General features: G+C 66.4%; 22 protein-coding genes. 11 read left to right on the top strand and 11 right to left on the bottom strand.

Translation table 11 applies throughout. The features are described from left to right. Positions 1-5: 5 nt before the first annotated feature. Positions 6-2,372, bottom strand: a complete 2,367-nt coding sequence (locus AC1DGP_RS06125) for a glycosyltransferase family protein (RefSeq protein ID WP_476768077.1) — start codon at positions 2,370-2,372, stop codon at positions 6-8. Between the two features lie 31 nt (positions 2,373-2,403). Further along, positions 2,404-3,531 (bottom strand): GTP cyclohydrolase II RibA, encoded by a 1,128-nt coding sequence (gene ribA, locus AC1DGP_RS06120; protein WP_441505153.1) that lies wholly within the window; start codon positions 3,529-3,531, stop codon positions 2,404-2,406. A 277-nt stretch (positions 3,532-3,808) separates the two neighbouring features. Here ribA and AC1DGP_RS06115 point away from each other — a divergent pair, with 277 nt between their 5' ends. Beyond that, complete coding sequence (locus AC1DGP_RS06115) at positions 3,809-4,390, top strand: cytochrome b (protein WP_476831837.1); 582 nt, start codon at positions 3,809-3,811, stop codon at positions 4,388-4,390. 10 nt (positions 4,391-4,400) lie between these two features. Here the strand turns inward: AC1DGP_RS06115 and AC1DGP_RS06110 are convergent, their stop codons facing one another. From AC1DGP_RS06110 to AC1DGP_RS06095, 4 genes are all read right to left on the bottom strand, one after another. Next, on the bottom strand, positions 4,401-5,240 hold the full coding sequence (locus AC1DGP_RS06110; protein WP_441505155.1) for an SAM-dependent methyltransferase: 840 nt from the start codon (positions 5,238-5,240) through the stop codon (positions 4,401-4,403). Then, on the bottom strand, positions 5,237-6,289 hold the full coding sequence (locus tag AC1DGP_RS06105) for a glycosyltransferase family 4 protein (RefSeq protein WP_441505156.1): 1,053 nt from the start codon (positions 6,287-6,289) through the stop codon (positions 5,237-5,239). Before AC1DGP_RS06105 ends, AC1DGP_RS06110 begins: the two co-directional genes overlap by 4 nt. Then, positions 6,286-6,687, bottom strand: a complete 402-nt coding sequence (locus AC1DGP_RS06100) for a 6-pyruvoyl trahydropterin synthase family protein (RefSeq protein ID WP_113510869.1) — start codon at positions 6,685-6,687, stop codon at positions 6,286-6,288. The genes AC1DGP_RS06105 and AC1DGP_RS06100 overlap by 4 nt, the downstream gene beginning before the upstream one ends. A gap of 63 nt (positions 6,688-6,750) precedes the next feature. Continuing rightward, positions 6,751-7,758 (bottom strand): zinc-dependent alcohol dehydrogenase, encoded by a 1,008-nt coding sequence (locus AC1DGP_RS06095; protein ID WP_476831836.1) that lies wholly within the window; start codon positions 7,756-7,758, stop codon positions 6,751-6,753. A gap of 45 nt (positions 7,759-7,803) precedes the next feature. On the opposite strand from AC1DGP_RS06095, the gene mdoH reads away from it, so the two are divergent. The 6 genes from mdoH (at position 7,804) to AC1DGP_RS06065 (ending at position 14,808) form a co-directional block, all read left to right on the top strand. Next, on the top strand, positions 7,804-9,624 hold the full coding sequence (gene mdoH, locus AC1DGP_RS06090) for a glucans biosynthesis glucosyltransferase MdoH (protein ID WP_441505158.1): 1,821 nt from the start codon (positions 7,804-7,806) through the stop codon (positions 9,622-9,624). Next, positions 9,621-10,379 (top strand): FkbM family methyltransferase, encoded by a 759-nt coding sequence (locus tag AC1DGP_RS06085; protein ID WP_476831835.1) that lies wholly within the window; start codon positions 9,621-9,623, stop codon positions 10,377-10,379. The genes mdoH and AC1DGP_RS06085 overlap by 4 nt, the downstream gene beginning before the upstream one ends. 369 nt (positions 10,380-10,748) lie before the next feature. Continuing rightward, entirely contained in the window at positions 10,749-11,729 is a 981-nt protein-coding gene (locus AC1DGP_RS06080) for a hypothetical protein (RefSeq protein WP_441505160.1), read from the top strand. Positions 11,730-11,902: 173 nt separating this feature from the next. After that, positions 11,903-12,682, top strand: a complete 780-nt coding sequence (gene otnI / locus AC1DGP_RS06075) for a 2-oxo-tetronate isomerase (RefSeq protein ID WP_441505161.1) — start codon at positions 11,903-11,905, stop codon at positions 12,680-12,682. 3 nt (positions 12,683-12,685) lie between these two features. Beyond that, positions 12,686-13,690 carry a glucokinase gene (locus tag AC1DGP_RS06070; protein ID WP_441489536.1) on the top strand — a complete coding sequence of 335 codons (1,005 nt, stop codon included), beginning with the start codon at positions 12,686-12,688 and terminating at the stop codon, positions 13,688-13,690. Positions 13,691-13,761: 71 nt separating this feature from the next. Next, positions 13,762-14,808, top strand: a complete 1,047-nt coding sequence (locus tag AC1DGP_RS06065; RefSeq protein ID WP_441505162.1) for an acyltransferase family protein — start codon at positions 13,762-13,764, stop codon at positions 14,806-14,808. Here AC1DGP_RS06065 and AC1DGP_RS06060 read toward each other — a convergent pair. Further along, positions 14,805-15,173: a hypothetical protein gene (locus AC1DGP_RS06060; RefSeq protein WP_476775223.1), complete on the bottom strand. Its 369-nt coding sequence runs from the start codon at positions 15,171-15,173 to the stop codon at positions 14,805-14,807. The genes AC1DGP_RS06065 and AC1DGP_RS06060 overlap by 4 nt on opposite strands. A gap of 137 nt (positions 15,174-15,310) precedes the next feature. Here AC1DGP_RS06060 and AC1DGP_RS06055 point away from each other — a divergent pair, with 137 nt between their 5' ends. Continuing rightward, entirely contained in the window at positions 15,311-17,116 is a 1,806-nt protein-coding gene (locus AC1DGP_RS06055; RefSeq protein WP_476831834.1) for an ABC-F family ATP-binding cassette domain-containing protein, read from the top strand. 141 nt (positions 17,117-17,257) lie between these two features. After that, positions 17,258-18,004 carry a glucose 1-dehydrogenase gene (locus tag AC1DGP_RS06050; RefSeq protein WP_113510863.1) on the top strand — a complete coding sequence of 249 codons (747 nt, stop codon included), beginning with the start codon at positions 17,258-17,260 and terminating at the stop codon, positions 18,002-18,004. An 88-nt stretch (positions 18,005-18,092) separates the two neighbouring features. On the opposite strand, the gene AC1DGP_RS06045 is transcribed toward AC1DGP_RS06050, so the two are convergent. Next, complete coding sequence (locus AC1DGP_RS06045) at positions 18,093-18,986, bottom strand: metallophosphoesterase family protein (RefSeq protein ID WP_441505165.1); 894 nt, start codon at positions 18,984-18,986, stop codon at positions 18,093-18,095. Positions 18,987-19,457: 471 nt separating this feature from the next. Here AC1DGP_RS06045 and AC1DGP_RS06040 point away from each other — a divergent pair, with 471 nt between their 5' ends. Further along, entirely contained in the window at positions 19,458-19,859 is a 402-nt protein-coding gene (locus AC1DGP_RS06040) for an NUDIX domain-containing protein (RefSeq protein ID WP_441489531.1), read from the top strand. 322 nt (positions 19,860-20,181) lie between these two features. Further along, positions 20,182-20,694 (top strand): GNAT family N-acetyltransferase, encoded by a 513-nt coding sequence (locus AC1DGP_RS06035; RefSeq protein ID WP_441489530.1) that lies wholly within the window; start codon positions 20,182-20,184, stop codon positions 20,692-20,694. Here AC1DGP_RS06035 and AC1DGP_RS06030 read toward each other — a convergent pair. Genes AC1DGP_RS06030 through AC1DGP_RS06020 form a run of 3 tightly spaced genes read right to left on the bottom strand, consistent with a single transcriptional unit; the run spans position 20,666 to position 26,516 of the window. After that, positions 20,666-22,765, bottom strand: a complete 2,100-nt coding sequence (locus tag AC1DGP_RS06030; protein ID WP_441505167.1) for a hypothetical protein — start codon at positions 22,763-22,765, stop codon at positions 20,666-20,668. The two genes, AC1DGP_RS06035 and AC1DGP_RS06030, sit on opposite strands and share 29 nt — an antisense overlap. 3 nt (positions 22,766-22,768) lie before the next feature. After that, complete coding sequence (locus AC1DGP_RS06025) at positions 22,769-25,585, bottom strand: DUF4159 domain-containing protein (protein ID WP_476831833.1); 2,817 nt, start codon at positions 25,583-25,585, stop codon at positions 22,769-22,771. A gap of 13 nt (positions 25,586-25,598) precedes the next feature. After that, on the bottom strand, positions 25,599-26,516 hold the full coding sequence (locus AC1DGP_RS06020) for a DUF58 domain-containing protein (RefSeq protein ID WP_476825584.1): 918 nt from the start codon (positions 26,514-26,516) through the stop codon (positions 25,599-25,601). Positions 26,517-26,518 lie beyond the last annotated feature (2 nt).

Raw genomic sequence — 26,518 nt, 5'->3', positions numbered from 1 at the left:
GCGCTTCAGACCGGAGGCGCCCGCTGCGCCTTCAGCCAGGCTCCGATATCGGCGTAGAGCCCCTCGAAGGGGCGGAAGACGAAGCGGATCTTCGATCGGCCTGGCGGCACAGCGACCGCCCGGAACAGGACATTGGCGCGAAGCAACTGAGCTGGCTTGCCATCGACTTCGACCTGCCACCAGTGATGCCAGACATCATTGAGCACGACATAGCCGCCGCGCGGTGAATCCGCCTCGAGAGCGACTTCGGTGGTGCCGTAATCGACGATGCGGACCGAGCCGGGCTGAACCGGCCCGGCGGGCACGGGCGGCGGGGCCCTCTCCAGCAGGACCGTGGTTCTCGGGTCGAAACCTGCCGGCCATTGGCCGCTTGCCAGGATCGCGCCGAAATCGGCCCGCTCGGCCTTCTCGACAAGCAGCACGCGCGGCAAGGCGCGCGGGTTCTCGTAGACATAGGCATCACGCGTCCTGGCGATCTGAACGAGGTCGCCAGGCTTCAGGGTCTTGTCGATCTGTTCGACGGGGACGCCGGTCGCGATGAAACGCAGGCCGAGCATGTCGGCGAGCAGTGAGCGGTAACCCGGCATCAGCGGCGAGAACGTGCGTTGGTCCGGCAAGGCGACATGGTCGCCCGCGCCCGTGGCCTTGCTGTAGAGACCGAGCCTGAGGGGATTGTAGCCGAGCGTATTGTCGAGTTGATGGACGAGACTGGCGTTGGGCCAGTGGAAATCGATGCCCGCGAGCTCGATGCGGTCGCGGCGGTCCGGCGCGGCGGTGCGGGCCGTCTCACGCTTGAGCAGAGCAATCGTCTCGTTCGTGCTGTCGGCGCGCAGGACGTCATAATTCTGCGAGGGTAGGGCGGTGGATTCGCTCGGACCGTTGTTGACGGAGAGATCCACCGTCAGCGTCGCCGCCAGCAAGGCAGCGGCCGCCAGCGTTGCCCCTCTCAGCGCGAGCCCGCGTGCTGCAACCAACGCGCCCGTGCTCAAGAGGGCGCAGAGCAGCGCCGTGACGAGCGGGATCGTCGCGACACCGACACGTCCGACGGTCCAGGCGAGCCAGAGGGCAAGCCCAAGGGCGCCGGCCAGGAGCGCGGCCTCGACGAGCACCTGCCAGAGCCGCGTCCGTGGCGCCGTGTCGGTCATGACGAGATGGGTCAGATAGCCGCCGAGGATCGCAAGCAGCGCCCCCAGGATGAAGAGCGCGTCGGCAGGCCGCCGGTAGAAGCTCACGCCGGGCAGCGCCTCGAAGATCAGCCGGAAACCGGGTGTGTAGCGACCGAGTGCGTAGACCAGCACCAGCAGCGTTGCGATGGCGAGCGCGATGATCTCACGCCGCAGCAGCGCGCCACGCACCAGTCCGACGGTCAGGATCAGCAGCATCGGCAGGAAGCCGAGATAGAGCTCGCCCATGTTGCGGGCGAGATAGAGATCGAGCGGTCCGAACCGCTGTTCCCAGGCAGGACTCGGCGGCCCCCAGAAGTTCTCGAGCGGCCCTGCCGCGCCATAAAGATTGGCGATCAGCCCGGTGAGCAGGGATGCAGGGTGCAACGAACCCTTTCCGGCACCGATGAGATCGATGGCGGGACGGTTCGATTCCTGGGCCAGGAAGGCGGTGAGCAGGATCGGAACGGTCGCGACGAGGATGGCGCCGAGCGACCCGGCGAGGAGCGGGAGGATGCTTGCGCGCAAGGCCCGCAGCGGTCTGTCGGCCATGGCAATGGCGGCGATCACCAGCCCGGCCAGGACATAGACGCCGAGCAATGCGACCTGATCGCGGCCAAGCACCATGAAGCCGGCCACGATGCCCGCTGCCAAGCCGTAGATCAGCGAGCTGCGTTCAAGCGCACGCGACAGCAGCAATAGCGTTATGGCGAAGTAGCCGAGACTGAGCACCTGCCCGATATGTTGGATGCGCCAGGCTGCCGAGGCGCCGAAGGCGAAGGCGAGAGCTGCAACGACGGCACCGGCCGGATGCCAGTTGCGATCTCGAAACAGCAGCACAACCGCGAGGGCGCCCGCCAGCAAGGTGCCGAGCACTGCGCCGTCGCTCCAGCGAAAGCTCGGGGCCGGATTGAAGATCGCGATCAGCGCGAAGGGGGGTGAAAAGATCAGGGATTGCGGGTCGGCGACCTGCGGCGATCCGGCAAAGACATAGGGCGTCCAAAACGGAGAAAGGCCGCGGTTCAGCGCCGTCGCCAGGAATTGCAGCTGTGGGTGAAAATGCGCTTTTGCATCCCAGGGAATGGTGACGATTCCCGAAAGCCAGGGCCAGGACAGAGCCAGCCAGGCGCAGAATACGATGCAGAACACGCTGGCCAGCGGCCAGCGTGTCGAGGGAACCGGAGGGGGGGCGGTGCCGGGCTCGGACATCAGTGAGCTCTGCCCGAAGCTGCAGCCTCGATCAATCCGTCGGGGCGGCGCGAGCCATCAACGCGTCCATGTCGATGAAGTGACCGGCACGGTCCCGCTTGGAGGCGAGATAGCGGACGTTGTGGACGTTCGGCCGGCCGAGCACGCGCTGGGTTGCGGCGACCTCGAGGCCTGCAGCCTTGATCGCGCCGATCTTGAGCGGGTTGTTGGTCAAGGCGGTGACGCTCGTCACGCCAAGCTGCTTCAGCATCGTGGCGGCAAAATCGAAATGGCGCTGGTCGAGGTCGAAGCCGAGCACCTCGTCTGCGTCATAGGTATCCCAGCCCTGACTCTGCAGGCGGTAGGCGCGCATCTTGTTGGAGATGCCGTTGCCGCGGCCTTCCTGGTCCAGATAGAGCAGAATGCCACCCTCGTTCTCTGCCATCCACTGCACGGTCTCGCGCAGCTGGTCGCCGCAGTCGCATTTCAGCGAACCGAAGAGATCACCCGTCAGGCAAGCTGAATGCAGGCGCACGGGCACGGCCGTGTCGAGATTCGGCTTGCCGACGATGATCGCAACCTGATCGCGCAGGCCCTCGCCGCCGCGGAAGACGACGAACTCGGTCTCCGGCGCACCTTCCAGCGGCACCGGCGCCCGCCCAACGATCGCCAGCGATGCGACCTGTTCGCCCCGGTAGGCGTTGATCGCTTGAATGGTGACCTCGACCAGCGGCTCTCCGGCGATCTCGTCAGCTGCGACCGGAACAAGGATCGTCGCTGGCAAAACCAGCGAAAGCCTGGCGAGCTCGATCGCGGCTTCGTCGAGCGAACCGGCTGGCGCAACGGGCGCATCGACCTTGGCGTCGATCTTCAAGGCAAGGGTTTCGATCCGGGCAAGATCGAGCGTCGGCATCGCCAGGATGCCGGTCTCGCTCCGGCCCTTGGCTCCGAGCCTGCGCAAACGCGCTGCGCTGAGAATGAGGTGCGCTCGGCCGCGGGCAAGTTCGTCTAGACGCTGAGCCAGATCAGCGTCCGCGAGCTCCGCGGACAGAGCCAGAGCCAGATTGACGCCATCGCGCAAGAGCACCGGTCGGGCGGCGCGGAATTCGGCGATCGCACGATCGACCGTCACGAGGCTGGTTTCTTGCGAGCGGCCGAAGAGCGTACGCGACCTAGACATCGGCGACTTGGGCATCGAACTGTCCGTCAGATTGCACCGGCGAGCGGCGGAGGAATGTTTATTCTACGATCAGGAAATCGCTAGGGATGCGCGACTGACCCCGGTTTCGAAACGTTCCCGGGGGCAGACGGTTCCCGTTGCCAAAACCCTCACGTCGGCTGAACTTAGCAGCCATCCAATCTGTTGCCGCCAGCTGTATAGGAAGGTGAGATTGAACGCGAGATGAATGGGCGAAGGTAGCAGCATACCCAATCACAGGAAGCCATGGGAGAGCAGGGTGATCAGTCACGACGCCAAGGCCGCCAAATCGGGCATGGGAGAGATCTACAGCCCGGTCGCGCGGGGGTTCCACTGGCTGATCGTTGCGCTCGTCCTCGTGATGATCCCGCTTGGCCTGGCGATGACCTATCGCGRCAAGACGCTGGATATCTGGGATGCACTGACCAATTCTCTCTACAGCGCGCATAAGCTGATCGGCTTCACGCTGCTCTGGCTGATGGCCGGGCGACTGGCTTATCGCCTGCTGCATGGCGCCCCGTCCGACGAGCCGACCCTGCTGTGGTGGCACAAGGCCGGTTCGCATCTGGTGCATTGGCTGCTCTACGGCCTGCTGCTCATCGTGCCGATCCTGGGCTGGATCGGTGTGTCGCTCTTTCCAGCGCTGACGATCTTCGATCTGTTCGATCTACCGGCACTCGCTGCGCCGAACGAGGATATGGCGAAGAGGGTGCTCAATATCCACGGGTGGCTGGCGCTCGGCATGGCCCTGCTGATCGCAGCGCATATCGCAGCCGTGATCTATCACCGTTTCATCCGTAAAGACGGTGTGCTGCGGCGGATGTGGCCGGGATCGCGCTAGCCGACCCGCTTCAGACGGGCCGGGCCCAGAGGTCCTGATGGCCGACGAGCCCGGACACGGTCGCGCGCTTGGCCTCCAGCCAGTCTGCGACCGTGGCGGGGTCGACATGGCCGGTTTCGGTGACCGCCTCGGCGATGCCCTTGGTCAGGGCCTCCGCCAATTCGCGCTGGCTCTCGTCGATCAACCACGGACTTTCGCCGGTGGAAACCGCGAAGCCGGATTTGCGGAAAGCCTCGGCCATCGCCTCCGTAGCATCCGGTCCAGCGGCTGGACCAAAGCCTTTGTCGCTGTGCTGATGATGGTGGAAGGCCGCCAGGACCCTGGCGTCGGCGTCATGTTTCGGCTGCCACTGCTCGCGACCGTCATAGGTCAGCACCGTGTAAAGCGGGACGTTCTGGCTCACGAGTGCGGCGACGAAGCGTTCGAGCCATCGCTTCGAGGTGAGGTCGAACAGGGCTGCGGCGGTCACCAGATCGGGCTGCCAGCCCAGGACCCATTCGAGATCCTTGTTCAGGTCCGCCTTGCGGGTATCGACGGTGATCGTCTTGCCGCCCTTGCTCAGAACGAGCTCCTCGCCCTGCTCGCGGACGTCATCGGCCCAGGCCGCGAGGCGCTCGCGAGCGACGCCAAGCAGGCGCTCATCGAAATCGACGAGCGTCCAGTGCTGCCGGGCGGGTAGCGCGGAATAGGTACCGCGTAGGTTGGAGCCTGCGCCACAGCCGAGATCGACGATGGTGAGCGATGGACGGCTGGAGAAATGGGCGCCAACGGCTGCAAGCAATTGCGGGTTGCGTGCCGAGTGATCGGCCGGCTCGCGCAGGGCCAGCCAGTCTGGAGAAAAGCCGCTCATGCAAACACCTTTCGGCAGGTCTCGGCGACGATCGTCGCGGTGTCTTGCCAGCGAGGCAATGTCTCGGCCGCGGCCCAGGAGGCATCGGCGAGGCGCTTTCTGCCAGTCGGTTGAGCCAGAAGCTCCCTCAACGCCCTGGTCAATGCGCCGGCATCGCCGGGAGCAACCTTGATGGCGGCGGCATCCGGCACTGTTTCAGCTGCTGCGCCGCCGGTGGTGCACAGGATCGGCAGGCCTCGCGCCATCGCTTCGGTCAGCACCATGCCATATCCCTCGAAGAGGGAGGGCATCACGAAAGTGTCGGCCTTGTCATAAGCCTGCGCCAGCTCGGCCTCGCCGACGGCCCCCGCCAGCGTGATCCGGTCTTGAAGCCCGGAAGACGCGATCTGTGCCTTGAGCGCGAGCGTTGTCGCGGGTGCACGGTCGGCTGCGCCGATGATCGTGAGCCGCCAGGCAAGGCCCTGCAGCGGGCGCAAGGCCTCAACCAGGATGTCGTAGCCTTTGCGCGGGACGAGGGACCCGACCGCGAGCAGTTGCAGCGGCTCGTCCGGGCGCCCGCCGGCAGCACGCGGTGCCCGATCGACGCCGGGTTCCGCCACTGCGATGCGCCCGGCGGGGACTCCGAAATCGGAGACCAGAAGGCGCTTGGTCGCCGGACTCGTGACGATGATGGCGCTCGCATGACGCAGGGCGGCGGTTTCGCGCGCAATCAGCGCTCGGGCCTGCTCCGTTTCAAGTCCGGTTTCGAAGCCGAGGGGGTGGTGCACCAGCGCGACCACGCGACCGGCCAGGCCGGCTGCGATGTTTTCCGGAAAGGCTCCATAGGCCAATCCGTCGATCAGCAGGACGTGATCGGAAGGCTGTGACAGAAACAGCCGCCGGGTCTCGTCGAGATCCTGCGGCGTCGGGTTTGGGAAGGAACCGGGGAGGGGGAGATGCCGCGCCGCGACGCCGTTCGCGCGCCATTCCCGCAGGAGGCGACGATCATAGCCGTAGCCGCCCGTAGGCAGGTCGATCTCGCCGGGGATCGCGAAGACGATCTCGCTCACGCGAGGGCGCCCTCATAGCTGGCGCGGGCGAGGTCGGTCTCATGTAAGGTGACGCGGATGCGGGACAGCCCGGCGCCGTCCTCGCCGAGGGCCCCCGACTTCGCGGCTCCAGCGATCGCGTCGAAGATGTATTTGCAGAGGAATTCGGTGGTGGTGAGCACGCCGGAAAACTGCGGCAGCGTATCGAGGTTCTGATAGTTCAACGGCTTCAGCGTCTTGTTCAGCACGTCGAGCGCGGCGCCGATATCGACCACGACATTCTGGCGCGTAAGCCGCTCGCGGAAGAAGGCGACATCGACCACGAAAGTTGCGCCGTGCATGTTCTGCGCCGGGCCGAAGAACGGATCGGGCAGCGAGTGGCCGATCATGATGCGGTCGCGGACTTCGACGGAAAACATTTGCAACTCCCTTGAGCCGGCGCGTCGGCAGGCTCCTGTCTTGGCCAACGCGCCTGTGTCAGGTCAATAGCGCAGCACTGCCGCAAGCCCGCGCCAATCTGCTGACAGCACGCCGGGAAGCTGCGCCGGAGCGTCGGCGAAGAGGATTTCCTGCGTGATCAGCCCGTCCAGACGTTCGTCGGCGAGGAGGGCCATCGCGGCCTGGGCGCGCCTGGCGTAGTCCCATCGGGAACGGCGCGAAGGTGAGACCTGCCCAACCTGCGAGGAGACGATCTGCAATCGCTTGGAATGGAAGGCGCCGCCGAGCGCGGCGGGCACAACGCCCTCGCCATACCAGCTCAGCTCGACGATGCGGGCCTCGAAACCGGCCGCTGCTATCGCCGTGGCAAGCCCTGGCGCCGAGGCGCTGGCATGGAAGACGAGATCGGCGTTCTCGGGGGTGGCGCCGGGCCGGGCGAAACCGAAGCCGAGCTGTTCCGCCAGCGTCGCGCGGCCGGGGTCGATATCGACCAGGGTCACATCGGCACCGGGCATCCGCGCCGCAATCCAGGCAACCAGCAGGCCGAGCACGCCGCCGCCGACGACGACGATGCGGTCGCCGGGACCTGATGCGGCATCCCAATGCGCGTTCAGCGCTGTTTCCATATTGGCGGCGAGCACCGCGCGGCGAGCAGGAACGGCATCGGGCACAACCGTTAGGCGTTCGCGCGGCGCCACGAAATGGCTCTGATGCGGATGGAGGCAGAACACCGTCTTGCCAATGATATCGGCCGGCCCGTCTTCAACCAGCCCGACGGCACAATAGCCATATCTGACCGGGAACGGGAACGCTCCTTCCTGGAAGGGCGCGCGCATGCGCTCGTGCTCGGACGGCGGCACGCGCCCCTCGAATACCAGGCGCTCGGTGCCACGGCTGATGCCGCTCCAGAGCGTGCGAACAAGGCAATCACCCGGTCCCACCGGGGGCACCGTAACGGTGTTCAGGGCGCATTCACGCGGCGCCACATACCAGAGGCCCATCGCCGTCGAACTTGCGCCGGCTGCGAATGCCGGCTTTAGCTCCTGCGCCATGTTGAGCAGACCCTCGCCTTGCACCATCGCATGACGGAAACCGCCATGAACCAGCGCCCCGCTCCGACCACGTTCCAGCCGGCGGCGCAAGAGGCAGGCGATGCGCTGCCGGGGCTGACCCCCGCCGGGCTGCAGACGATCGGCGTGCTGCGGGCCCGCCGACTGCTGGTTCTCGTGCTCAATCTCGTCACGCTCGCCGGCCTTCTCTTCGGGGTGTCGCGGGTGCTGGGAGCGGGCGGCTGGACGCTTGCCGATATGGTGATCTTCGTCGCCTTCCTGTTCGGCGCTCCCTGGACCGTGCTCGGCTTCTGGAATGCTGCAATCGGGCTCTGGCTGCTGCATGGGGTCGAGGACGGGCGCGAGCAGGTTGCGCCGTTCGCCGCTGACGGCGATGTCGCGACACCGTTGGCGGTTCGCACTGCAGTCTTGATGACCCTTCGCAACGAGGACCCCGCGCGGGCCTTCCGTCGCCTGCGCGTGGTCAAGCAAAGCCTTGACGCGACAGGGCAGGGCGGCTGGTACGACTATTTCGTGCTCTCCGACAGCAATGATCCTCGTGTCGCCGCTGCGGAGGAGGCGCTCGCCGAGGGGTGGGCGAGCGAGCTCGGCGAGAGCGGCCGGGTGACCTATCGCCGCCGGACCGACAATGCCGGCTTCAAGGCCGGCAATGTCCGTGAATTCTGCGAGCGCTGGGGCGATCGCTACGAGCTGATGCTGCCGCTCGACGCCGACAGCGTGATGTCGGGCGAGGCGATCGTCAGGCTGACCCGCATGATGCAGGCCCATCCGCGGCTCGGCATCCTGCAGAGCCTTGTCGTCGGCATGCCGAGCAGGTCGGCCTTCGCTCGGATCTTCCAATTCGGCATGCGTCACGGCATGCGCCCTTACACGATGGGCTCGGCCTGGTGGATCGGCGAGTGCGGGCCGTTCTGGGGGCACAACGCCATGGTGCGGATCGCGCCCTTCCGCGATGAATGCCATCTGCCCGTGCTGCCTGGCGGCCCGCCGCTGGGCGGGGCGGTGATGAGCCATGATCAGGTCGAGGCGACCCTGATGCGCCGCGCCGGCTATGAGGTGCGCGTGCTGCCGGAGGAGATGGGAAGCTGGGAGGAGAACCCCCCGACCATGCTCGAATTCGCCAAGCGCGATCTGCGCTGGTGCCTGGGCAACCTGCAATATCTCAAGCTGCTCGATCTGCCGGGCCTGAAGCCGATGAGCCGCTTCCAGCTCGTCTGGGCGATCCTGATGTTCCTCGGCCTGCCCGCCTGGACGCTGATGATCGCGTTACTGCCCTGGAAGGTGCTCGAGGATGGCAATATCGCCGGATACCCGGCGGGGCTCGCGGCTTTCCTCTACGTGATGTTCTTCACGATGTATCTCTCGCCCAAGCTGGCGGGCTTTGCCGATATCCTGCTGACCAGAGGAGGCACGAAGCGTTACGGCGGCACGGGCCGTTTCATCGCCTCGTCGCTGATCGAGATCGTCTTTGCCTTCCTGCAGGGAGCGGTCTCGACCTTCCGCACGACGCTGTTCATGATCGGCCTAGCCTTCGGGCGAGCGAAGATCGGCTGGAACGGCCAGTCGCGCGACGCACACGCGTTGTCCTTTGCGACGGCATTCGCAGGTTTGTGGCCGCATCTGCTTTTCGGGCTCTATATCTTCGTTACGCTCGCCATCTTGTCGCCAGCGGTGCTGCTCTGGTCGCTGCCGCTGACTGCCGGCTATGTGCTGGCGATTCCCTTTGCCATGCTGACCGCCGCACCGGCGCTGGGCGAATGGTTCGTCGCCCGCGGTCTCTGCGGTATCCCTGAGGATTTCGATGCTCCGGCCGAACTTGTCGCCATCCAGGCGGAGACGCACGCGTGACGGGGGTGACCTATCCCAAGGGTACGGCCAAGGCGATTGCGCGCTCGCTCAGGGTCTATCATCGTGATCGCGAACGCCACGCGGCAATGGATGCGCTCTATGCAAGTTTCCTGAAGCCCGGCGATCTCGCTTTCGATATCGGAGCCCATGTCGGCGACCGGATTTCCTCCTTCCGTCGGCTCGGTGCGCGGGTTGTTGCGCTGGAGCCGCAACCCGGCCCGGCGCGCGCCATTCGCCTCATTCACGGTCGGGATCCGAATGTCACTCTGGTACAGGCCGCCTGCGGCGACCGGGCCGGTACTGTGACGCTCAGGATCAACAGTGCGAATCCGACCGTCTCGACCGTCTCCGAGCAGTTCGTCGGTGCCGCCCGCGGCGCCGAGGGCTGGGCAGACCAGGTCTGGGATCGCCAGATCACGGTGCCTTGCACGACGCTCGATGCTCTGATCTCGCGCTATGGCGAGCCCGCCTTCATCAAGATCGATGTCGAGGGTTTCGAGGCCAATGTCCTTGCCGGGCTCTCGCGGCGGGTGCCGGTGATCTCGTTCGAGTTCACCACGATCCAGCGCGATGTCGCTGAGGGCTGCCTCGCGCTGCTCGAGACTATGGGGCCGTACCGTTTCAACGTTGCACTCGGTGAAAGCCAGTTCCTTGAACTCTCCGAGGAGGCCAGCGCCGAAGCAATGGGCGGCTACCTGCGTGATTTGCCGCATTCGGCGAACTCTGGCGATGTCTACGCTATCCTGCAGGGCTGAGCAGCGGGCATCGTCGCATTGCTCAAACTGCCGGCCCCCCGCCGGACCAGCACCGCTGCCGCAAGGAGACGAGCCGGCCCCGATGCCTGCCCTTCGTCGCCGCCAGGACGCCGAGGACGGAGTGGACCAGCCCGATGAGGAGCATCAGGGCTCCGGCCAGCAGAAGTTGTATTTGCACGCGTTCCCCGATGGCGCGAGTCAGCCGTGAACCACTGCCTGTCATCGGTTGAAACGACCGCCTGCTGAGCCTCCGTCTCTGCAGGCGCATGCTTTCATCGGCTGCCCGCACGCCCTAAGAGGGAACCAGCCAGCTTGCATTCATCAGGCCTTCGCCATGCTGGCGTCGAAAGCCGTTTTCGAAGGATGGTCATGTTCAGCCTCGCCCGCCCAATCGCTCTCTCGCTCTCTCTCCTGCTTCTCGCCGCGCCGGTGCACGCTGCGGGCGATGTCGCTGTCGAGGTGAAGAACGAGTCGGAGCCGGTGCTTTGCGCCGAGAAGGACAACGTCACGATCAAGGCGATCTCGCCTGAAGTGCGGCGGTTCCAGATCGAGGCGGCACATCCGGCCTATATCGCCGGGCTGGTCCGCGATAACTGGGACGCAGACTGGACCGCCTGCGATATGACCGGCGACCCCGTCTTCACCGCGCCGACACCGCCGCGCCGGGTCACCTTCTACGAGAGCATCGATTATTGGCTCGTCGGTTACACCTTCCCGACCTTCTGGCGGCCGTCGGACACCACTTTCAAGGTTGGAGACCGGGTCGAGAAGGGCCTGCATCTCGTGCAGCTCTGGAAGCTCGGCAAGGACAAATCCTATGAAGTCCTCGTGGTCTACCCGCAGGACGGCTACTGGCGCGCCCGGCCGATGCCGCCGCAACATCTCGGCTTCTCCTCCTACGGCTCATCCTTCCTGTTCGGACCGATCGAACAGGATGGCGCACGGCCGGTGGTGAACATCAAGGAGATCGAGTTCGACCCGAAGACGACCTCCTTCAAGATGAACTTCAAGGATGGCTCGGCTGCGACGCTCAAGCTCGACAGTGTCGACGAGAACCGCATGGTGCTGGATGCCGTGCTCGACAAGCCGGTTACCGGCGGCAAGGCCTTTGTGGCGCTGCGGTCGATGTACGTCACCGAGTTCAACAACGACGTCGCCCGCATCGCCATACGCGAGCCCGGAGCCAAGGGCTGGCGCGAGGAACTGCTGATGCCCTTCAGCGGCGGCAAGGCGAGCGATATCTGGATGGGCCGCACGACCCACTCGCGTCACAATACCTCTTCGCCGGACATGGTCTTCCGCAATTTCTCCAGGGATCCGAACCCGCCGGCGGCGCCTGCCAAGAAATAGCAGCGCTCCCGAGTTCCCTCGCGATGTCCCCGGGCCCGCTGGTCATCCGGGATGACTTCGCGACGAGGAGGCTGATCTCCCATCGGAACGCAAAGCTCCTCTGTTGCGTTCTCACATGACGCAGGGCGTGCAGCCCGATAGGTTGGCACGCGTTTCGTTTGCCTGAGGATGCCATGCCGCGTTTTGCCGCCAATCTGTCGATGATGTTCAACGAGTGGGAGTTCCTCGACCGCTTCAAGGCGGCCGCGGAGGCTGGCTTCGAGGCCGTGGAGTTCCTGTTCCCCTATGAACACCCTGTCGAGCAGGTGAGCCTTGCGCTGGCGGGGGCTGAACTCGAGCAGGCGCTGTTCAATCTGCCGCCGGGCGACTGGGCCAAGGGCGAGCGCGGCATGGCCGCCATTCCGGGCCGGGAGGCGGAGTTCCGCGCCTCCGTCGAAACCGCGTTGACCTATGCGCATGCCACCGGGGTCAAGCGCCTGCACATGATGGCGGGACATGCCGATCCCGTGGATCCGGCCGCCCAGGCGGCCTATCGTGCTTCGCTCGCCTATGCCGCTGACAAGCTCGCCGAGCATGGCATCGATCTCCTGCTCGAGCCGATCAACGGCAAGGATATGCCGGGCTATTTTCTCAATGATTTCGATGTGGCCGCGGCTTATGTCCGCGAATCCGGGCGGCCTAATGTCAGGCTGCAGTTCGATATGTATCACTGCGAGCTGATCCACGGCGACGTTTCGGGCAAGCTCAAGGCGCTCTATCCGCTGGTCGGCCACGTCCAGATCGCCAGCGCCAATGGCCGCCATGAACCGGACGCGCTTGGCCCGGATTATCCGCGTCTGTTCGCTGAACTCGACGGTCTCGGCTATACTGGCTTTGTCGGCTGCGAGTACCGGCCAAGGGCCGGGACGCTCGAGGGGTTAGGCTGGTTCTCCGACTGGAAAAAGCAGGCCTGAGCGATGCGCGCCGAGCCCTTTGCCTACCCGGTCCTCGTTGCTGATATTGGTGGGACCAATTCCCGCCTTTCGCTCGTGCAGCACGCCGGTGCACGGCCTGAGCCGCTGGCGCGTATCCAGACCGGCAGTTATCCGACACCAGATGCAGCGCTGGCCTCAGTTCTGGCATCTCTCGATCCACGCCCTCGCTCGGCGGTTCTTGCGGTAGCAGGGCCGCTCGATGGACGTACTGCCCAGCTGACCAATGCCAATTGGCATTTCGACGGGCCTGGCATGGCCGCCGAGCTTGGGCTGGTGCAGGGGCTGCTGGTGAATGATTTCGAGGCGCTCGCCGCCTCGCTCGCTGTCTTGAAGCCGCAGGACATGGTCACCTTGGTGCCGGGGCAGCCCGAGGCGGAGGGAGTGCGTCTCGTGCTCGGACCCGGGACCGGCTTTGGTGCGGCAGCTCTGGTCAGCCGGAATGGCAGGGGCGCATTGATTCCGACCGAGGCCGGGCATATCGGCGTCGGGCCCGAGGATCAGGCGGAGGAGAAGATCTGGCCGGCGCTGGCGGCCGGTCTGCCGCGCGTCACGGTCGAGGCGCTCTTGAGCGGTGATGGTCTGGTGCGCCTGCATCGCGCCATCGCCAGCGAAACAGGCATGGAGGAGGCGCGGGTCAGCGCCGCTGATGTGACGACACTGGCGCTCGACGGCAACCCTGCCGCGCTGATGGCGGTCATCCGCTTCTGGCGCTTGCTGGCGCGTGTTGCCGGCGATCTCGCCCTTATCTTCAAGGCGACCGGTGGCGTCTATATCGCCGGCGGAATCGTGCCGCGCCTCCTGCCGCTCGCGGGGAATGCCGCGCTTCATGCCATGTTCAATGGCAAGCCGCCGATGGAGGAACTTGCGGCGCGCTTCGCCCTGCACGTCATCACGGCACCGGACGCTGCCGAGCAGGGGCTTGCAGCCATTGCGGAATCTCCGGCCCGCTTTGGTCTCGACGACAAAGCCCGATTGTGGTTTCCGTGAACGGCGGGTAGCAGCTACGCTTCGCGATCAGCGCAGAGCGCCGCATTCTCTCGTCAGGGCTTTTCCGCTCCTTGTCCCAGCTCTATGGCATCCAGGTTCTGCGCGCCTTCGCGGCATTCATGGTCGCCGTGCATCACGTCCAGCCGGACGCGCTTGCTTTGGCCCAGCGCTCGGGTGCGAGTTTCACGCCCTCCCATCTCGTGCCCTGGATGGCTGGCGTCGATATCTTCTTCGTCGTCTCCGGCTTCATCATGGTGCATGCGTCCGGCGAGCTCTTTGGTCGCAAGGATGCGCCTCGCCTGTTCCTGACGCGCCGGCTTGCCCGCATCGTGCCGCTCTACTGGGCGGCGACGACGCTGTTCCTGCTGGCGGGATTGCTGCTCCCCGGTGCGCTCAATTCGGCTGCGCCCGATCTCGGGCAGATTCTGGCATCCTATCTGTTCTGGCCGGCCGTCTCATCTGCCGGTCTCGTCCAGCCCGTCTACTCGCTCGGCTGGACACTGAACTACGAGATGCTGTTCTACGTGCTGTTCGGCGCAGCGCTCCTCCTGCCGCGGGCCGCAGTCGTCCTGGTGGTGACGCTGGCGCTCGCGGTGCTGGTTGCGACCGAGGCTCTGTCTGGCCCCCTGCCATTGCCATTCGGCTTCTGGGGGCAGCCGATCGTGCTGGAATTCGCCGCCGGGATGGGGTTGGCCCTGTTGAGGCGGCAGGGCTTTCGGCTCACGGGTGGGCCGCGCTGGCTCGTTGCTGCCCTGGGCGTCGCGATCCTGCTGCTGGCAGCCTGGCTTCCCGGGGCAGACACGCCCTGGATGTCCTTCCTGCTGCGGGGTTCGGCTGCCATGCTCCTGGTCGCGGCGGCGTCATCCGGCAGCGGCAATTCGGCGCCATCGGCCCTTGTTCGCGGCCTTGCCGGTCTCGGCGATGCTTCCTACGCGCTCTATCTCGTTCACCCATTTGCGATCCGGGCGCTTCGCGAAATCTTTGCACGTGTGGCTCCGGGCTGGCCCGGCCTCTATGTCCTGACGGCACTCAGCGCCTCGGTGATCGCTTCGGTGCTGATCTATCGCTGGTTCGAGCGACCGGCGACGCGCTGGCTCAGGAAGCGGCTTGAGGCCTAATCGCGCTGCCGTTTCAGGCGCATTCCCTTCAAAGACTGGCCGACGATGCCGCCGGCCTTACGCCTCTCCTCGCGCTTGGCGACAATCGCCGTGACATCCTCCGGCTGCGGAAAATAGCCCCGCTCCATGACTTCGAGCGTGTATTCCTCATAGGTCAGGCCGAGCTCCTCGGCCCGCTCCTGACGTCGCAAAGCGATAGCGGGCGGCTTCTTCCAGGCCTTGCGCGACGCAAAGCGCCAGTCGAAATAGCGTCCGATCTCGCCCTTGCCCCATTCCGGCTGGCGCTGGGCCGTGTCTTCGAGCGGCGGGCCGCCATTGTCGCCGATCCTGGCATTGCGGGCTCTGCGGGAAGGAGGGCGGGTCACGGCAGTCTATCCATTAAGAGATACGTTTTGTACCCTATAATGGATATTGCATTGCGCAAGGGGCCGTGACGCCGTGGCGGAGTGACAGGCCGGGCGTGCCAGTCTATCCCGACCGCTCGACAATCAACGGGTATCGAATGGCTCCTCTGCTCCACCTGCGCGACGTCGCCCTGACCTTTGGCGGCCAGCCCCTGCTCGAAAGCGCGGAGATCGCAGTATCGCCGGGCGAGCGGGTCTGCCTGGTCGGCCGAAACGGCTCGGGCAAGTCGACGCTGCTCAAGATCGCGGCCGGGCTGGTCGAGCCCGACAGCGCCGAGCGCTTCCTGCAGCCGGGGGCGACTGTCCGCTACCTGCCGCAGGAGCCGGATTTCACCGGCTACAGGACGTCGCTTGCTTATGTCGAGGCTGGCCTCGGCCCTGGCGACGATGCCTACCGCGCCCGTTATCTCGTCGAGGAGCTGGGCCTGACCGGAGATGAGGACCCGGCCACCATGTCGGGCGGCGAGTCTCGTCGGGCGGCGCTGGCGCGTGTGTTGGCGCCGGAGCCCGACATCCTGTTGCTCGACGAACCGACCAACCATCTCGACCTGCCGGTGATCGAGTGGCTTGAACAGGAGTTGAAGTCGCTGCGCTCCGCCATGGTCCTGATCAGCCACGACCGGCGCTTTCTGACCTCGCTTTCGCGCGCGACGATCTGGCTCGATCGCGGCCAGACGCGGCGCATGGATCGTGGTTTTGGCGAATTCGAGGCCTGGCGTGACGAGGTGCTGGCGCAGGAGGAACTCGACCGGCACAAGCTCGACCGCAAGATCGCGCGCGAGGAGGACTGGCTGCGCTACGGCGTCAGCGCACGTCGCACACGCAACCAGCGCCGCCTCGGCGATCTCCATGCGCTGCGCGACCAGCGCCGCACGGCGCGCGGTGCGGTCGGTTCGGTCCGGCTCGAGGCCAGCGAGGCCCAGATGTCGGGCAAGCTGGTGATCGAGGCGATCGACGTCGCCAAGGCCTATGACGACAATGTTGTGGTCAAGAATCTCTCGCTGCGCGTGGCGCGCGGAGACCGGATCGGCATCGTCGGACCGAATGGCGCTGGCAAGACCACGTTGATCAACCTGCTGACCGGAGCGCTGCAGCCGGATTCCGGCAAGATCAAGCTCGGCGTCTCGCTCGAAATGGTGACGCTCGACCAACGCCGTGAAAGCCTCGACCCGGCGACGCCACTCGGCGATGCTCTGACTGGCGGCGGCTCCGACCAGGTCATGGTCGGCGGGCAGCCGCGCCATGTCATCAGCTACATGAAGGACTTCCTGTTCCAGCCGATCCAGCGCGGCACGCCGGTTGGAGCGCTCTCGGGGGGCGAGCGCGGGCGGCTGATGCTGGCACGGGCCCTGGCAAAGCCATCGAACCTGCTGGTCCTGGACGAGCCGACCAACGATCTCGATCTCGAAACGCTGGACCTGCTTCAGGAGTTGCTGGCGGACTACCAGGGGACGGTGTTGCTGGTCAGCCATGACCGCGACTTCATCGACCGTGTGGTTTCCGCGACGCTGATCTCGGATGGGGACGGAATCTGGACCGAGTTTGCGGGTGGCTATTCCGACATGCTTGCGCAGCGTGGCCGCGGCGTCGGCGCGAAGGCGCGTGCTGTGGCGGAGAAGGCCGTTGCTCCAGCCGCCAAGCCGGCTGCTGCCGCGACGGTGGCATCCAGCAAGCGGAAGCTCTCCTTCAACGAGAAGCACGCACTGGAGACGCTGCCGAAGCGCATCGAGGCCCTTCAGGGGGAGGCCGCCAAGCTCAACACGGCTGTCTCCGGCGATCTTTACACGCGCGATCCCAAGCTCTTTGCCAAGGCAACGGCCCGGCTGGACGAGGTCACACGCGAGATCCACCAGGCCGAAGAGCGCTGGCTGGAGCTCGAGATGCTGCGTGAGGAGATCGGCTAGACCCAGGGTCCTCCGGCCTGTCTGTCGTGCGATCGGGCCGGCCATAGGATTTCGGTATCCGGGCAATCGCAAAAACGCATTTTTGGCCGGCCGCAAATCGTCCCAATGTCATCACCTCAAAGAAGATCACGAGGAAACAGCATGAGACTGAAGGGCAAGACCGCGCTGGTTACCGGCGCTGCGCAAGGGTTCGGCTTCGGCATCGCCGAAACCTTCGTGCGTGAGGGCGCGCGGGTGGCTGTACTCGATATCAATCGCGAGAAGGCGCAGGAGGCGGCAAAGGCGATCGGCCGCAAGGCATTTGCCGTCGCGTGCGATGTCGGCAAGGGAAAGAGCGTCGATGCGGCGGTCGCGAAGGTGATCACCCGGCTCGGCAGGCTGGATATCGTCGTCAACAATGCCGGCATCAGCCACCGTAACCAGCCAATGCTTGACGTCTCGGAAGCGGAGTTCGACCGCGTCTTCGACGTCAACGTGAAGTCGATCTACCTGATGGCCAAGGCGGTCGTGCCCCATTTCCGCGAGCATGGCGGCGGGGTGATCCTCAATATCGGATCGACTGCGGGCTTGCGTCCGCGCCCCGGGCTGACCTGGTACAACGGCTCCAAGGGGGCGGCGAACCTGCTCTCGAAGTCGATGGCCGTCGAACTCGCGCCTGACCGCATCCGTGTCAATGCGATCGCGCCTGTTGCCGGCGAGACGCCCCTGCTTGCGACCTTCATGGGGGAGGACACTCCCGAGAAGCGCAAGGCTTTCACCAGCACGATTCCCTGGGGCCGTTTCTCGACGCCGCAGGACATTGCCAACGCGGCGCTCTTCCTATGCTCCGACGAGTCGGAAATGGTGACGGGCAGCGTGCTTGCGGTGGATGGTGGCCGCTGCGTTTGAGCGGTTTCCTCTGCCAGACCTCTGAAGGGCGCCGCCATGCGGCGCCCTTTGTCATTGCGCCGCGGCTCTCTCCATGGAGAGCGGGGCGTCAAACCGGCTTGGCGTGAAGCGCAATTTCCTGACGCATCCTGACGGTGCCGTCGGGCTCGAAGCCACGTTGCTCGACGCTGATCGAAGGAGCCTTGGCATCGCCCTCGATCTTGATGAGATGCCAGCTCGCCATTTCGCCATGACCGAGCGGCCCGATCGAGGCCGAGGGCACGCCGACGATGGGGATATCGTGATCCGGCCCCGGCCGCCAGGCGAGTGAGAAGCGGTGGTTATGGCCGTGCAGGACGAGGTCGGCCCCCTTGCGTCTCAGCATCGACTCGAAAGCATCAGCATCGAGCAATTCGCGGGTGCGCCGCGCGCCGCCGAGATAGGGCGGATGATGGATGAGCACGACGCGGATCAACCCGGCCGCCTTGGCCCGGTCGAGGAGAATCTCCGCCTTGGCGATCTGCTCGCGCCCGACGCGGCCCGTCGCCATCAGAGGCAATGTCGGAATGCCGGTGTTCAACCCGATGAGCGCGACCGGCCCGCGCTCGCGATACCAGGGATACCCGATCGTGCCATCATCGCTGCTGGACCATGGGCCCAGCAGGGTCGCGAGTGGCTTTAGCGAGGAACGGGCATAGGCATCGTGATTGCCCGGCACGAAGCTGACATCGGTGCGCGCACCCAGCGTGTCGAGAAAGGTGACCGCGGTCTTGAATTCGTTGGGAAGGCCGATATGGGCGACATCGCCGGTGCAGGCGACATGATCCGGCGCCTGCGCGCGGATATCCGCGACGATCAGCGCCAGGATTTCCATGTCATGGGCGTGCCGGCGCTTGCGGCGCCAGTTGACATAGCCGGTCGCGCGCTTGCCGAGCAGCTGATGCAGTGAAAACTCGGCAAGCGGGCCGAGATGCGGGTCGGACAGGTGCGCGATCTTGAACACGCCCTGCGCTTGCCCTCAGAGCATGGCAGCCGTCAAGCGCATCCGCGCGTCGGCTCGCCTCAATCCGTTCCCGAACGCGATCAGGTTCGAGCCCAAGGACTCAGTTGAACGAGTCGGTGAGTTCCGAAACGATGCGCGGGTCGGTGAGGGTGAGGGCGGGCTTCCAGACGAAAGCGCGCTTGGCCCGGAGGCGAGCGGTGATGAAAGCGAGAAGCATTGTGGTAACCCCAGCGGTGATGGCGGTGGTTTCTACCTGCTTTGCGGCGCGTTTGTGACGTAACGGCAGTACAAACGGTGGTCTGTTATGCGTTATTTGCATAGGCAAATACGCGGTAGATGAGAGGAGCGCGAGGCGTGTCGCATGGGCCCGACCCCAAAACTGGCGGCGGAACAGGGCATGCCCGCGAGCCGCGCCCCATCTCGAGGCCCGTTCGCCGGCTGCTGCATCTGTATTTCTGGCTGACACGCGGCATGACGCTGGGCGTGCGCGCGGCAGTGCTCAGGGATGAGCGCGAGGTCCTGCTGGTGCGCCATACCTACACGCCGGGGTGGCATCTGCCGGGCGGCGGGGTGGAGACCGGCGAGACTTTGCGAGACGCGCTCGACAAGGAACTGCGTGAAGAGACGCTCGTCAGGCTGACCGGGCCGCCGCAACTTCATGGCGTCTTCTTCAACCGAACGGTGTCGCGCCGCGATCATGTCGCGATCTTCGTGGTACGGGAGTTTGTTGTGGACGGTATCAGGCAACCGGATCGCGAAATTGCCGAGGCCCGTTTCTTTCCGCTCGACGCGTTGCCGGACACCACCACAGCGGGAACCCGCCGCAGGCTCGACGAGATATTCGGCAGGCGTCAGCTTACTGCCGATTGGTGAGATCGGTTTCTGCGGGAGAGTGTGCGTGCTTAGGCTCGCCTCTCGCCAACCATGATCTCAACGCAAACAGTCCACGGCGTCGCCGATCCTCTCATCCGCCAGCGCTTCGCCCTGCCATCAGCGCTCGCGAAGCGAGACACGAAACAGCTCGTCATTTCCAACATGGACGCCCGCCCGTGCCTCTGCTACAGGCGATTCATGGCTGACCGGCAAGACCTCTCCATCCTGCGACGACCGGCGCGCTGAGCGCGCCCTTCCGCTCGGCTGCTTCACGGCGCCTGAGCTTCTTGCCCCGCTGCCCGTTCGCAGGTTTGCCGACGCCATGACTTCGCTTCCCCTGACCATTCGCCACGAACTCCCCGCCGATCATGCTGCCATCGAGCGCCTGCACGAGCGCGCCTTCGGTCCCGGCCGTTTTGCCCGCACGGCATTTCGCCTGCGCGAGGGCGTGCCGCAGGACCCGGCGCTATCCTTCGCCTCGCATGTCGGAACCTTCCTGGTCGGTTCGGTGCGGGTGACCCGCGTCTCGGCGGGTGGGCAGCCGGCGCTGATGCTGGGGCCGCTTACCGTGGATCCTGCCTTCGAGGGACGCGGTATCGGCGCTGCCCTGATGAACGCTTCGATCGAAGCCTCGCGGGCGGCCGGACACGACCTCATCATGCTGGTGGGGGATGCACCCTATTATGCCCGCTTCGGTTTCAAGCCGATCCCCCCGGGCCAGCTGACCTTGCCGGGACCGGCCAATCCCGCCCGCTTCCTCGCTCTCGAACTGGTCGAGGGCGTGCTGGCCAGGCGCAGCGGGGCGGTCATGGCGTTGCGTCCGGGCTCCGCCTGAAGCGCCGGCCGGTCTCGCCGAGCCAGCCGGCCACCAGAGCGCCAAACAGCAGCGCGAGGCCGATCAGCCCGATGAACACAGGCGAAATCGAAACGCCGCGCACGATGCCGGAATCGCTGATGCGCAGGCCGATCCAGTCCGCACCAGCGAACTGACTGCCCGAACGGACCGGAACGATGCGCGGCACGGACACGCTCGAGCCGCTGTCCTGGCCGATCCGGCGGGAGGAGCCGCCCGTCGCCTCGGCAAGCTGCTGAAGCTTCGCCGGGTCGCTGACGACCTCCATGAGTTCGCGCGGGTTCTCCGGGCCGACACTGGCAAAGGCCGTCAGATTATCCCCTGAGATGCGGTGCAGGCCGAATTCGGTGGTCGGGACGCGGGCGCTGAAGATGCCGGGCCGTCCGGCTTCCAGCTGAACCGTGCGCGACGTGCCATTGGGGTCGGTGACGACAATCGGGGAGGGGGCGTCGCCGAGCGTCTGGCGCTCGATCTCGATGGTGCGGCCGCGGGCGGTTGCGCGGAGCGCCTCTTCCTCGAGTTCGGGTTCCTTCATCAGCCAGTGGCCGAGGCGGCGCAGCAGGTCGAGATGCGGGCCGCCATCGCGGAAGCCTCGAGCCCAGAGCCAGGCATGATCGGAGAGGAAGAGCGCAACGCGCCCCTTCTGCTCACGGCTGAGCATGAGCAACGGTCTGTCACCCGGCCCGGTCATGATGGTCGAGCCTGTGCGGGCGCGGGCGCCGACCATGCGCAGCCACTCGCCCCAGCGCGGCGGCTCGACCTCCGAACCGGGGAGGTCGCGGGTGACCGGGTGGCGGCGGCCGGGTTCGCTGACGCGGGCGCGATAGGCCTCGTCGATGACGGTGCCATCGGGCAGGGCGGGCAGGATCTGTCCGAGCGGGGTCCGTGCCAGCGACTGCGAGCCGGAATACTCCGGACCGGCTGCGACCAGCAGGGCGCCACCCTCGCGCACATAGCGGACGATGTTGTCGAAGTAGAGCAGCGGCAGGATCGACTGGTTGGCGTAGCGGTCGAAGATGATCAGGTCGAATTCCTTGATCTTGACCTGGAACAGCTCGCGCGTTGGAAAGGCGATCAGCGAAAGCTCGTTGATCGGCGTGCCGTCCTGCTTCTCCGGCGGGCGTAGGATCGTGAAATGGACGAGGTCGACATTGGCGTCGGCCTTGAGCAGGTTGCGCCAGGTCCGTTCGCCGGGATGCGGCTCTCCGGAGACCAGCAGCACGCGCAGCTTGTCGCGCACGCCCTCGATCGTGATGACGGCGCGATTATTGGCAAGCGTGAGCTCGTTATCGAGCGGCGCCGCCTCGATCTCGACGACATTGGGCCCGCCGCGGTCGATCCGAACCGGCACCTGCACGATCTGACCCGAGGTGACCTCGCGGCGAGCGACGATCTCGCCGTCGCGGCGGATCGTCAGCCCGGCGCGGCCGGGGCCGCCCTTGTCGACGACGCGCAGGCGAATGACCTGATCCTTGCCGACGATGCCGAAGCGCGGCGCATCGACAAGTACGATCCGGCGGTCGATCTCGGCGTTTCGGCCGGTCGTGAGAATGTGCAGCGGTGCCTTGAGACCCAGGGCCTCGGCATTGGGAGGAGCGTCATGAGCGAGGCCGTCGGTGATGACGATGGCGCCGGCGACGCGCTCCGATGGGACATCCGCGATGCTTGCGGCCAACGCCTCGAAGAGACGGGTCCCGTCTCCCGAGCCCTGCATGTCGGTGACGTCGACGATGCGTGGCTCGACGCCCGGAACGCCGCGCAATTGCCGTTCGACATCGGCCAGGGTGGCTTCGGTCTGCGCGGTCCGGTCGGCGAGGCGGTTCGAGCCGGAGCGATCGACCACCACCGAGACGACGTCCTTGACCGGTTCTCTGTCCTCGAAGACGAGTGACGGGTCGGCCAGCGTGAGCGTCAGCACGATCAGCGCGAGCGCGCGCAGGATGGCGCTGCGGCCGGCGAGGACGAGCGCGGCGCCGGCAGCGAGAGCAGCCAGCAACGCGAGCCCGATCAGCAGTGGCAGAGGCACGAGCGGGGCGAAGGAGAGGCTCCACATGGTCTATTGCCCCAGACGCTCGAGCAGGGCCGGCACATGGACCTGGTCGGCCTTGTAGTTGCCGGTGAGCGCGTACATCACGAGATTGACGCCGGCGCGGAGCGCCATTTCGCGCTGGCGGGGATCGGAGCCGGACACCGGTACCAGCCCTTCGCCGCGGCGATTTACGGCCCAGGCTGAGGCAAGATCGTTCGAGGTGATGACGATCGGCGAGACGCTGTCGCCGGCCCGCGCCGGCCGACGCCCGTCTTCGCCGGCGGGCGGCAGGATCTCGACCCAGGTCGTGCCGGTGTCATAGCGACCGACGAAACCGTCGAGGATGTAGAAGGTCTTGGTCAGCACGTGGTCGCGCGGGATCGGTTCGAGCTCGGGAATGTCCAGCGTCTGCAGCATCCGCTTGAGCTGATCGCCCTCGGGCGTGCTGCCCCCATCCGGGCGGGCGCTCATGGCATCGCGCGTATCGAAGATCACGAGCCCGCCGCCCTTCATATAGGCTTCGAGCTTGCGCAGGGTTTCGGGCGCCGGAATCGGGCGCCCGGCGACCACCGGCCAGTAGAGAATCGGAAAGAAGGCGAGCTCGTCGCGGGCTGGGTCGAGGCCGACCGCTTCGCCGGGTTCGAGTGCGGTGCGTGCGCCGAGCACGATATTGAGGCCTGCAAGCCCCGCCTTCGACATGTCATCGACCGCCTTGTCACCGGTCAGGACATAGGCGAGGCGGGTGACGGCACCTGCGGCGAAAAGTTCGCGCGGGATCGGCGGGCGGGTGTCCTCCGGTGCCGCCGGGACAGGTTGGGCGAGGGCCGGCGCGGCCGAAAGGGCGGCGGCCAGCGCCAACCCAAGCAGGACCGCGGCGGCAGCAGCCTTGCCAGCGCGCGTCACGCGCAGTCGACCGCCGAGCCAGAGCGTCGCCAGCGTGTCGAGGATCAGCAGCAGCAGCGCGATGACCAGGAGCTGGGGCCGGATGTCCTGCGCGACCGGCTTGTCGATCGGCAGGATCGGCGCGCCGAGCGAGGCCAGATCGAGCGCGTGCAGCGTGTCGGCGGGAGCCAAGGCATTGACCGCGAGCGAACCGTCGGCCGGGCCGTAGATGCCGGGGGGGTGGGCCAGGGTGGCACGTCCGGTGAAGGTCCGCGGTACCGGTTGAGCCGTAGCCGGTGGTGCTCGGAAGGAGCCCTTGCCGTCCAGCACGCGGGTCGGCGAGAGCGTCTCGACCTTGGCATCCTCGGCCTGGGCCTCGGCCGGGCCTGTTCCGGCCAGCGCCACCACCTTGCGCAGCATCTCGACGAAGAGGCCCGACAGCGGCAGGTTCGACCAGGTGGTGTCGGCGGTGACATGCATCATGGCGATCACGCCATCGCCGCGGCGTTCGCCGGTGACCACAGGCGTGCCGTCTTCGAGCGCAGCCCAGGTCTTGCGTGCAAGATCCGCATCGGGCTCGGCCAGAATCTGGCGATTGACGCGGACGTCGTCGCTGATCTGCGTGCCGAAGAACGGGCTCTCCCGGGTGAAGGGGGCGAGCTTGCGCGGAGTGTCCCATGAGAGGCCGCCGCCGAGCGTGCGCCCGCCGCGGCGCAGCCGCACGGGGGTCAGCTCGTCGGAGGCGGTGGCGAGGCGCACGCCGGCAAAGCGCAAGAGGACACCGCCTCGCTCGACGAAACTGCTGATCTTCGTCGCCGTCTCCGGGTCGAGGGCGCCGATATCCGCGAGAACGAGGACCGAGAGGTTTTGCGCGAGCAACTCGCCGACGGGGTCGTTCGAGCCGGGGCGCGGTTCGCGGATCTCTGCGAAGGGTGAGAGGGCGCGCGAGACGTAATAGGTTGGCGACAGCAAGGGCTGCGCCGTATCGGTGGTCGTTCCGGACACGATACCGACGCGGCGCCGTTTGGCGCGGTCGTCGAGCAGCGCCACTGCACCCGCACTTGGTTCGCCCACGACCTCAAGCCGCGAAACGGCATTGCGCACCTCGATCGGAAGGGTGAGTCGGGCCACCGTCTGCGTTTCCGTTGGGCCAAAGCCGAATGGAGCATCCCCCAGTGGCAGACCCTTCAGATCGAGTGCGCGAACCTGGCCGCTCGCGGGGGCGCTGGTGGCTGGCCGCAGCACCTTGACCGTCAGCGCGCCGGAGAGGTTCTCTGCGGCCGTCAGCGCGAGCTGGTCGGCGGGGGTGGCGTGGATGGAAAGTCGACGTGCATCGGCTTCCTGCTTCAGGCGCGCCAGGAAGGCGCCTTCGTCGGTCAGGCCGAGCCCGTCGGAGACCCAGACGATTTCGGCGTCAGGCGTGGCGCGGAGAAAAACCTCGATCCGGGGCAATTGGGTGGTGCGGTCGGGCGCGTGCGGCTGCAAGGCCAATGCACGCAGCTTGTCGAGCGCCGCGCGCGGTTCCGACAGCGTGACCTCGCCCGGCGTTTCCGCGAGCCCGACGATCGCCACCGCACGTCCCTCGCGGCCTGCAGCATTGACCCGCGACTCCGCCAGCGCCACACGCTCGGGCCAATCGGTCGCCGCGCCGAAGCCGTTGTCGATCAGGAGCAGCACGGGCCCGCGCGTGGGCGCCGTTGCGACCGGTGGGTTCCAGACCGGGCCGGCAACGGCGATGATGGCGAGTGCCGCAATGGCCATCCGCAATGCCAACAACCACCAGGGTGTATGCGCCGGCATTTCACGCTTGGCGATCAGGTCGGCCATGATCTTGAGCGGTGGAAAATCGATGCGGCGCGGGCGTGGCGGCGTCACTCGCAGGATCAGCCAAAGCGCTGGCAGCAGCGCAAGCGCGGTCAGCGCGAGCGGGGCGGAGAAGGCGATGGGCAGCTGCGTCAGCATTGTTGGCGCCCTCCTAGCGGCCCTGGCCGCCGCGCGAGGCGGCGATCAGGCTCGCAATCCGGAGTACGCCTTCGCTGGCGGGCCGGTCGGTCCGATGCAGGGTCAGCGTCCAGCCCGCCTTGCGGCAAGCCTCCCGAATGATATCGCGATGGGCTTCGAGGCGCCGGCGATATTCCTCTCCCCAGGCCCCGGCATCGCCGACGCGCAGAGTGAGGCCGTCTTCGAGGTCGAAGAGCTCGGCCTGGCCGCTGAAGGGGAACGTTTCTTCGATCGGATCCGCGATCAGCAGGATATGGCCGCGCGCGCCGCTGCTCGCCATGGTCGCGATGCGTTTGGCCAGGGACTGCGCCGGCGAAAGTCCGTCGGTGATGATGATGGCGTCGGCCAGGCGTGGAAGCGGCGCGTCCGGCGGCAGATCGGCGGTCTCGCCCTTGCGGTCGATCACGAGCGCTTGTGCCAAGGTCTCGACGATACGTCGCGAGGCGAGCGCCCGCGTCAGGCCGAGATGCCCGACCCGCTCGCCGCCTTCGACCAGGGTTTCGGCCAGGGCGAAGCCGGCCACAAGCGCGCGGTCGACCTTGGAGGCCATGGCGAGCGACGAGGAAAAGCCCATCGAGGCCGAGCGGTCGATCCAGAGCCAGATCGCATGCGAGGCCTCCCATTCGCGCTCGCGGACGAAGAGATGGCCGTCGCGCGCCGAGCGGCGCCAGTCGATGCGTGACGCGGCCTCACCGGTCACCAGAGGGCGGTACTGCCAGAATGTCTCGCCGGGGCCGGCGCGCCTGCGGCCGTGGATGCCATGCACGCTGGCTGAGACGCGCCGGGCCTCGAGGATCAGGCGCGGCAGGCGCGCCGCGAGATCGAGGGAAGCCTTCAGGACCGGCGGGGCCGGCTGGCGTTCGGATGGGCCGAGGACGCGCGTGCGCAGCATCA

The sequence above is a fragment of the Allobosea sp. 05T433 genome, assembly GCF_056396065.1.
This window is presented reverse-complemented; position numbering and strand designations above follow the sequence as displayed.

Coding starts and splice junctions, on each gene's coding strand:
- AC1DGP_RS06125 (WP_476768077.1), bottom strand. CDS start 2,372: ATGTCCGAGCCCGGCACCGCCCCCCCTCCGGTTCCCTCGACACGCTGG.
- ribA (WP_441505153.1), bottom strand. CDS start 3,531: ATGTCTAGGTCGCGTACGCTCTTCGGCCGCTCGCAAGAAACCAGCCTC.
- AC1DGP_RS06110 (WP_441505155.1), bottom strand. CDS start 5,240: ATGAGCGGCTTTTCTCCAGACTGGCTGGCCCTGCGCGAGCCGGCCGAT.
- AC1DGP_RS06100 (WP_113510869.1), bottom strand. CDS start 6,687: ATGTTTTCCGTCGAAGTCCGCGACCGCATCATGATCGGCCACTCGCTG.
- AC1DGP_RS06095 (WP_476831836.1), bottom strand. CDS start 7,758: ATGGCGCAGGAGCTAAAGCCGGCATTCGCAGCCGGCGCAAGTTCGACG.
- mdoH (WP_441505158.1), top strand. CDS start 7,804: ATGAACCAGCGCCCCGCTCCGACCACGTTCCAGCCGGCGGCGCAAGAG.
- AC1DGP_RS06080 (WP_441505160.1), top strand. CDS start 10,749: ATGTTCAGCCTCGCCCGCCCAATCGCTCTCTCGCTCTCTCTCCTGCTT.
- otnI (WP_441505161.1), top strand. CDS start 11,903: ATGCCGCGTTTTGCCGCCAATCTGTCGATGATGTTCAACGAGTGGGAG.
- AC1DGP_RS06070 (WP_441489536.1), top strand. CDS start 12,686: ATGCGCGCCGAGCCCTTTGCCTACCCGGTCCTCGTTGCTGATATTGGT.
- AC1DGP_RS06055 (WP_476831834.1), top strand. CDS start 15,311: ATGGCTCCTCTGCTCCACCTGCGCGACGTCGCCCTGACCTTTGGCGGC.
- AC1DGP_RS06050 (WP_113510863.1), top strand. CDS start 17,258: ATGAGACTGAAGGGCAAGACCGCGCTGGTTACCGGCGCTGCGCAAGGG.
- AC1DGP_RS06040 (WP_441489531.1), top strand. CDS start 19,458: ATGACGCTGGGCGTGCGCGCGGCAGTGCTCAGGGATGAGCGCGAGGTC.
- AC1DGP_RS06035 (WP_441489530.1), top strand. CDS start 20,182: ATGACTTCGCTTCCCCTGACCATTCGCCACGAACTCCCCGCCGATCAT.
- AC1DGP_RS06030 (WP_441505167.1), bottom strand. CDS start 22,765: ATGTGGAGCCTCTCCTTCGCCCCGCTCGTGCCTCTGCCACTGCTGATC.
- AC1DGP_RS06025 (WP_476831833.1), bottom strand. CDS start 25,585: ATGCTGACGCAGCTGCCCATCGCCTTCTCCGCCCCGCTCGCGCTGACC.
- AC1DGP_RS06020 (WP_476825584.1), bottom strand. CDS start 26,516: ATGCTGCGCACGCGCGTCCTCGGCCCATCCGAACGCCAGCCGGCCCCG.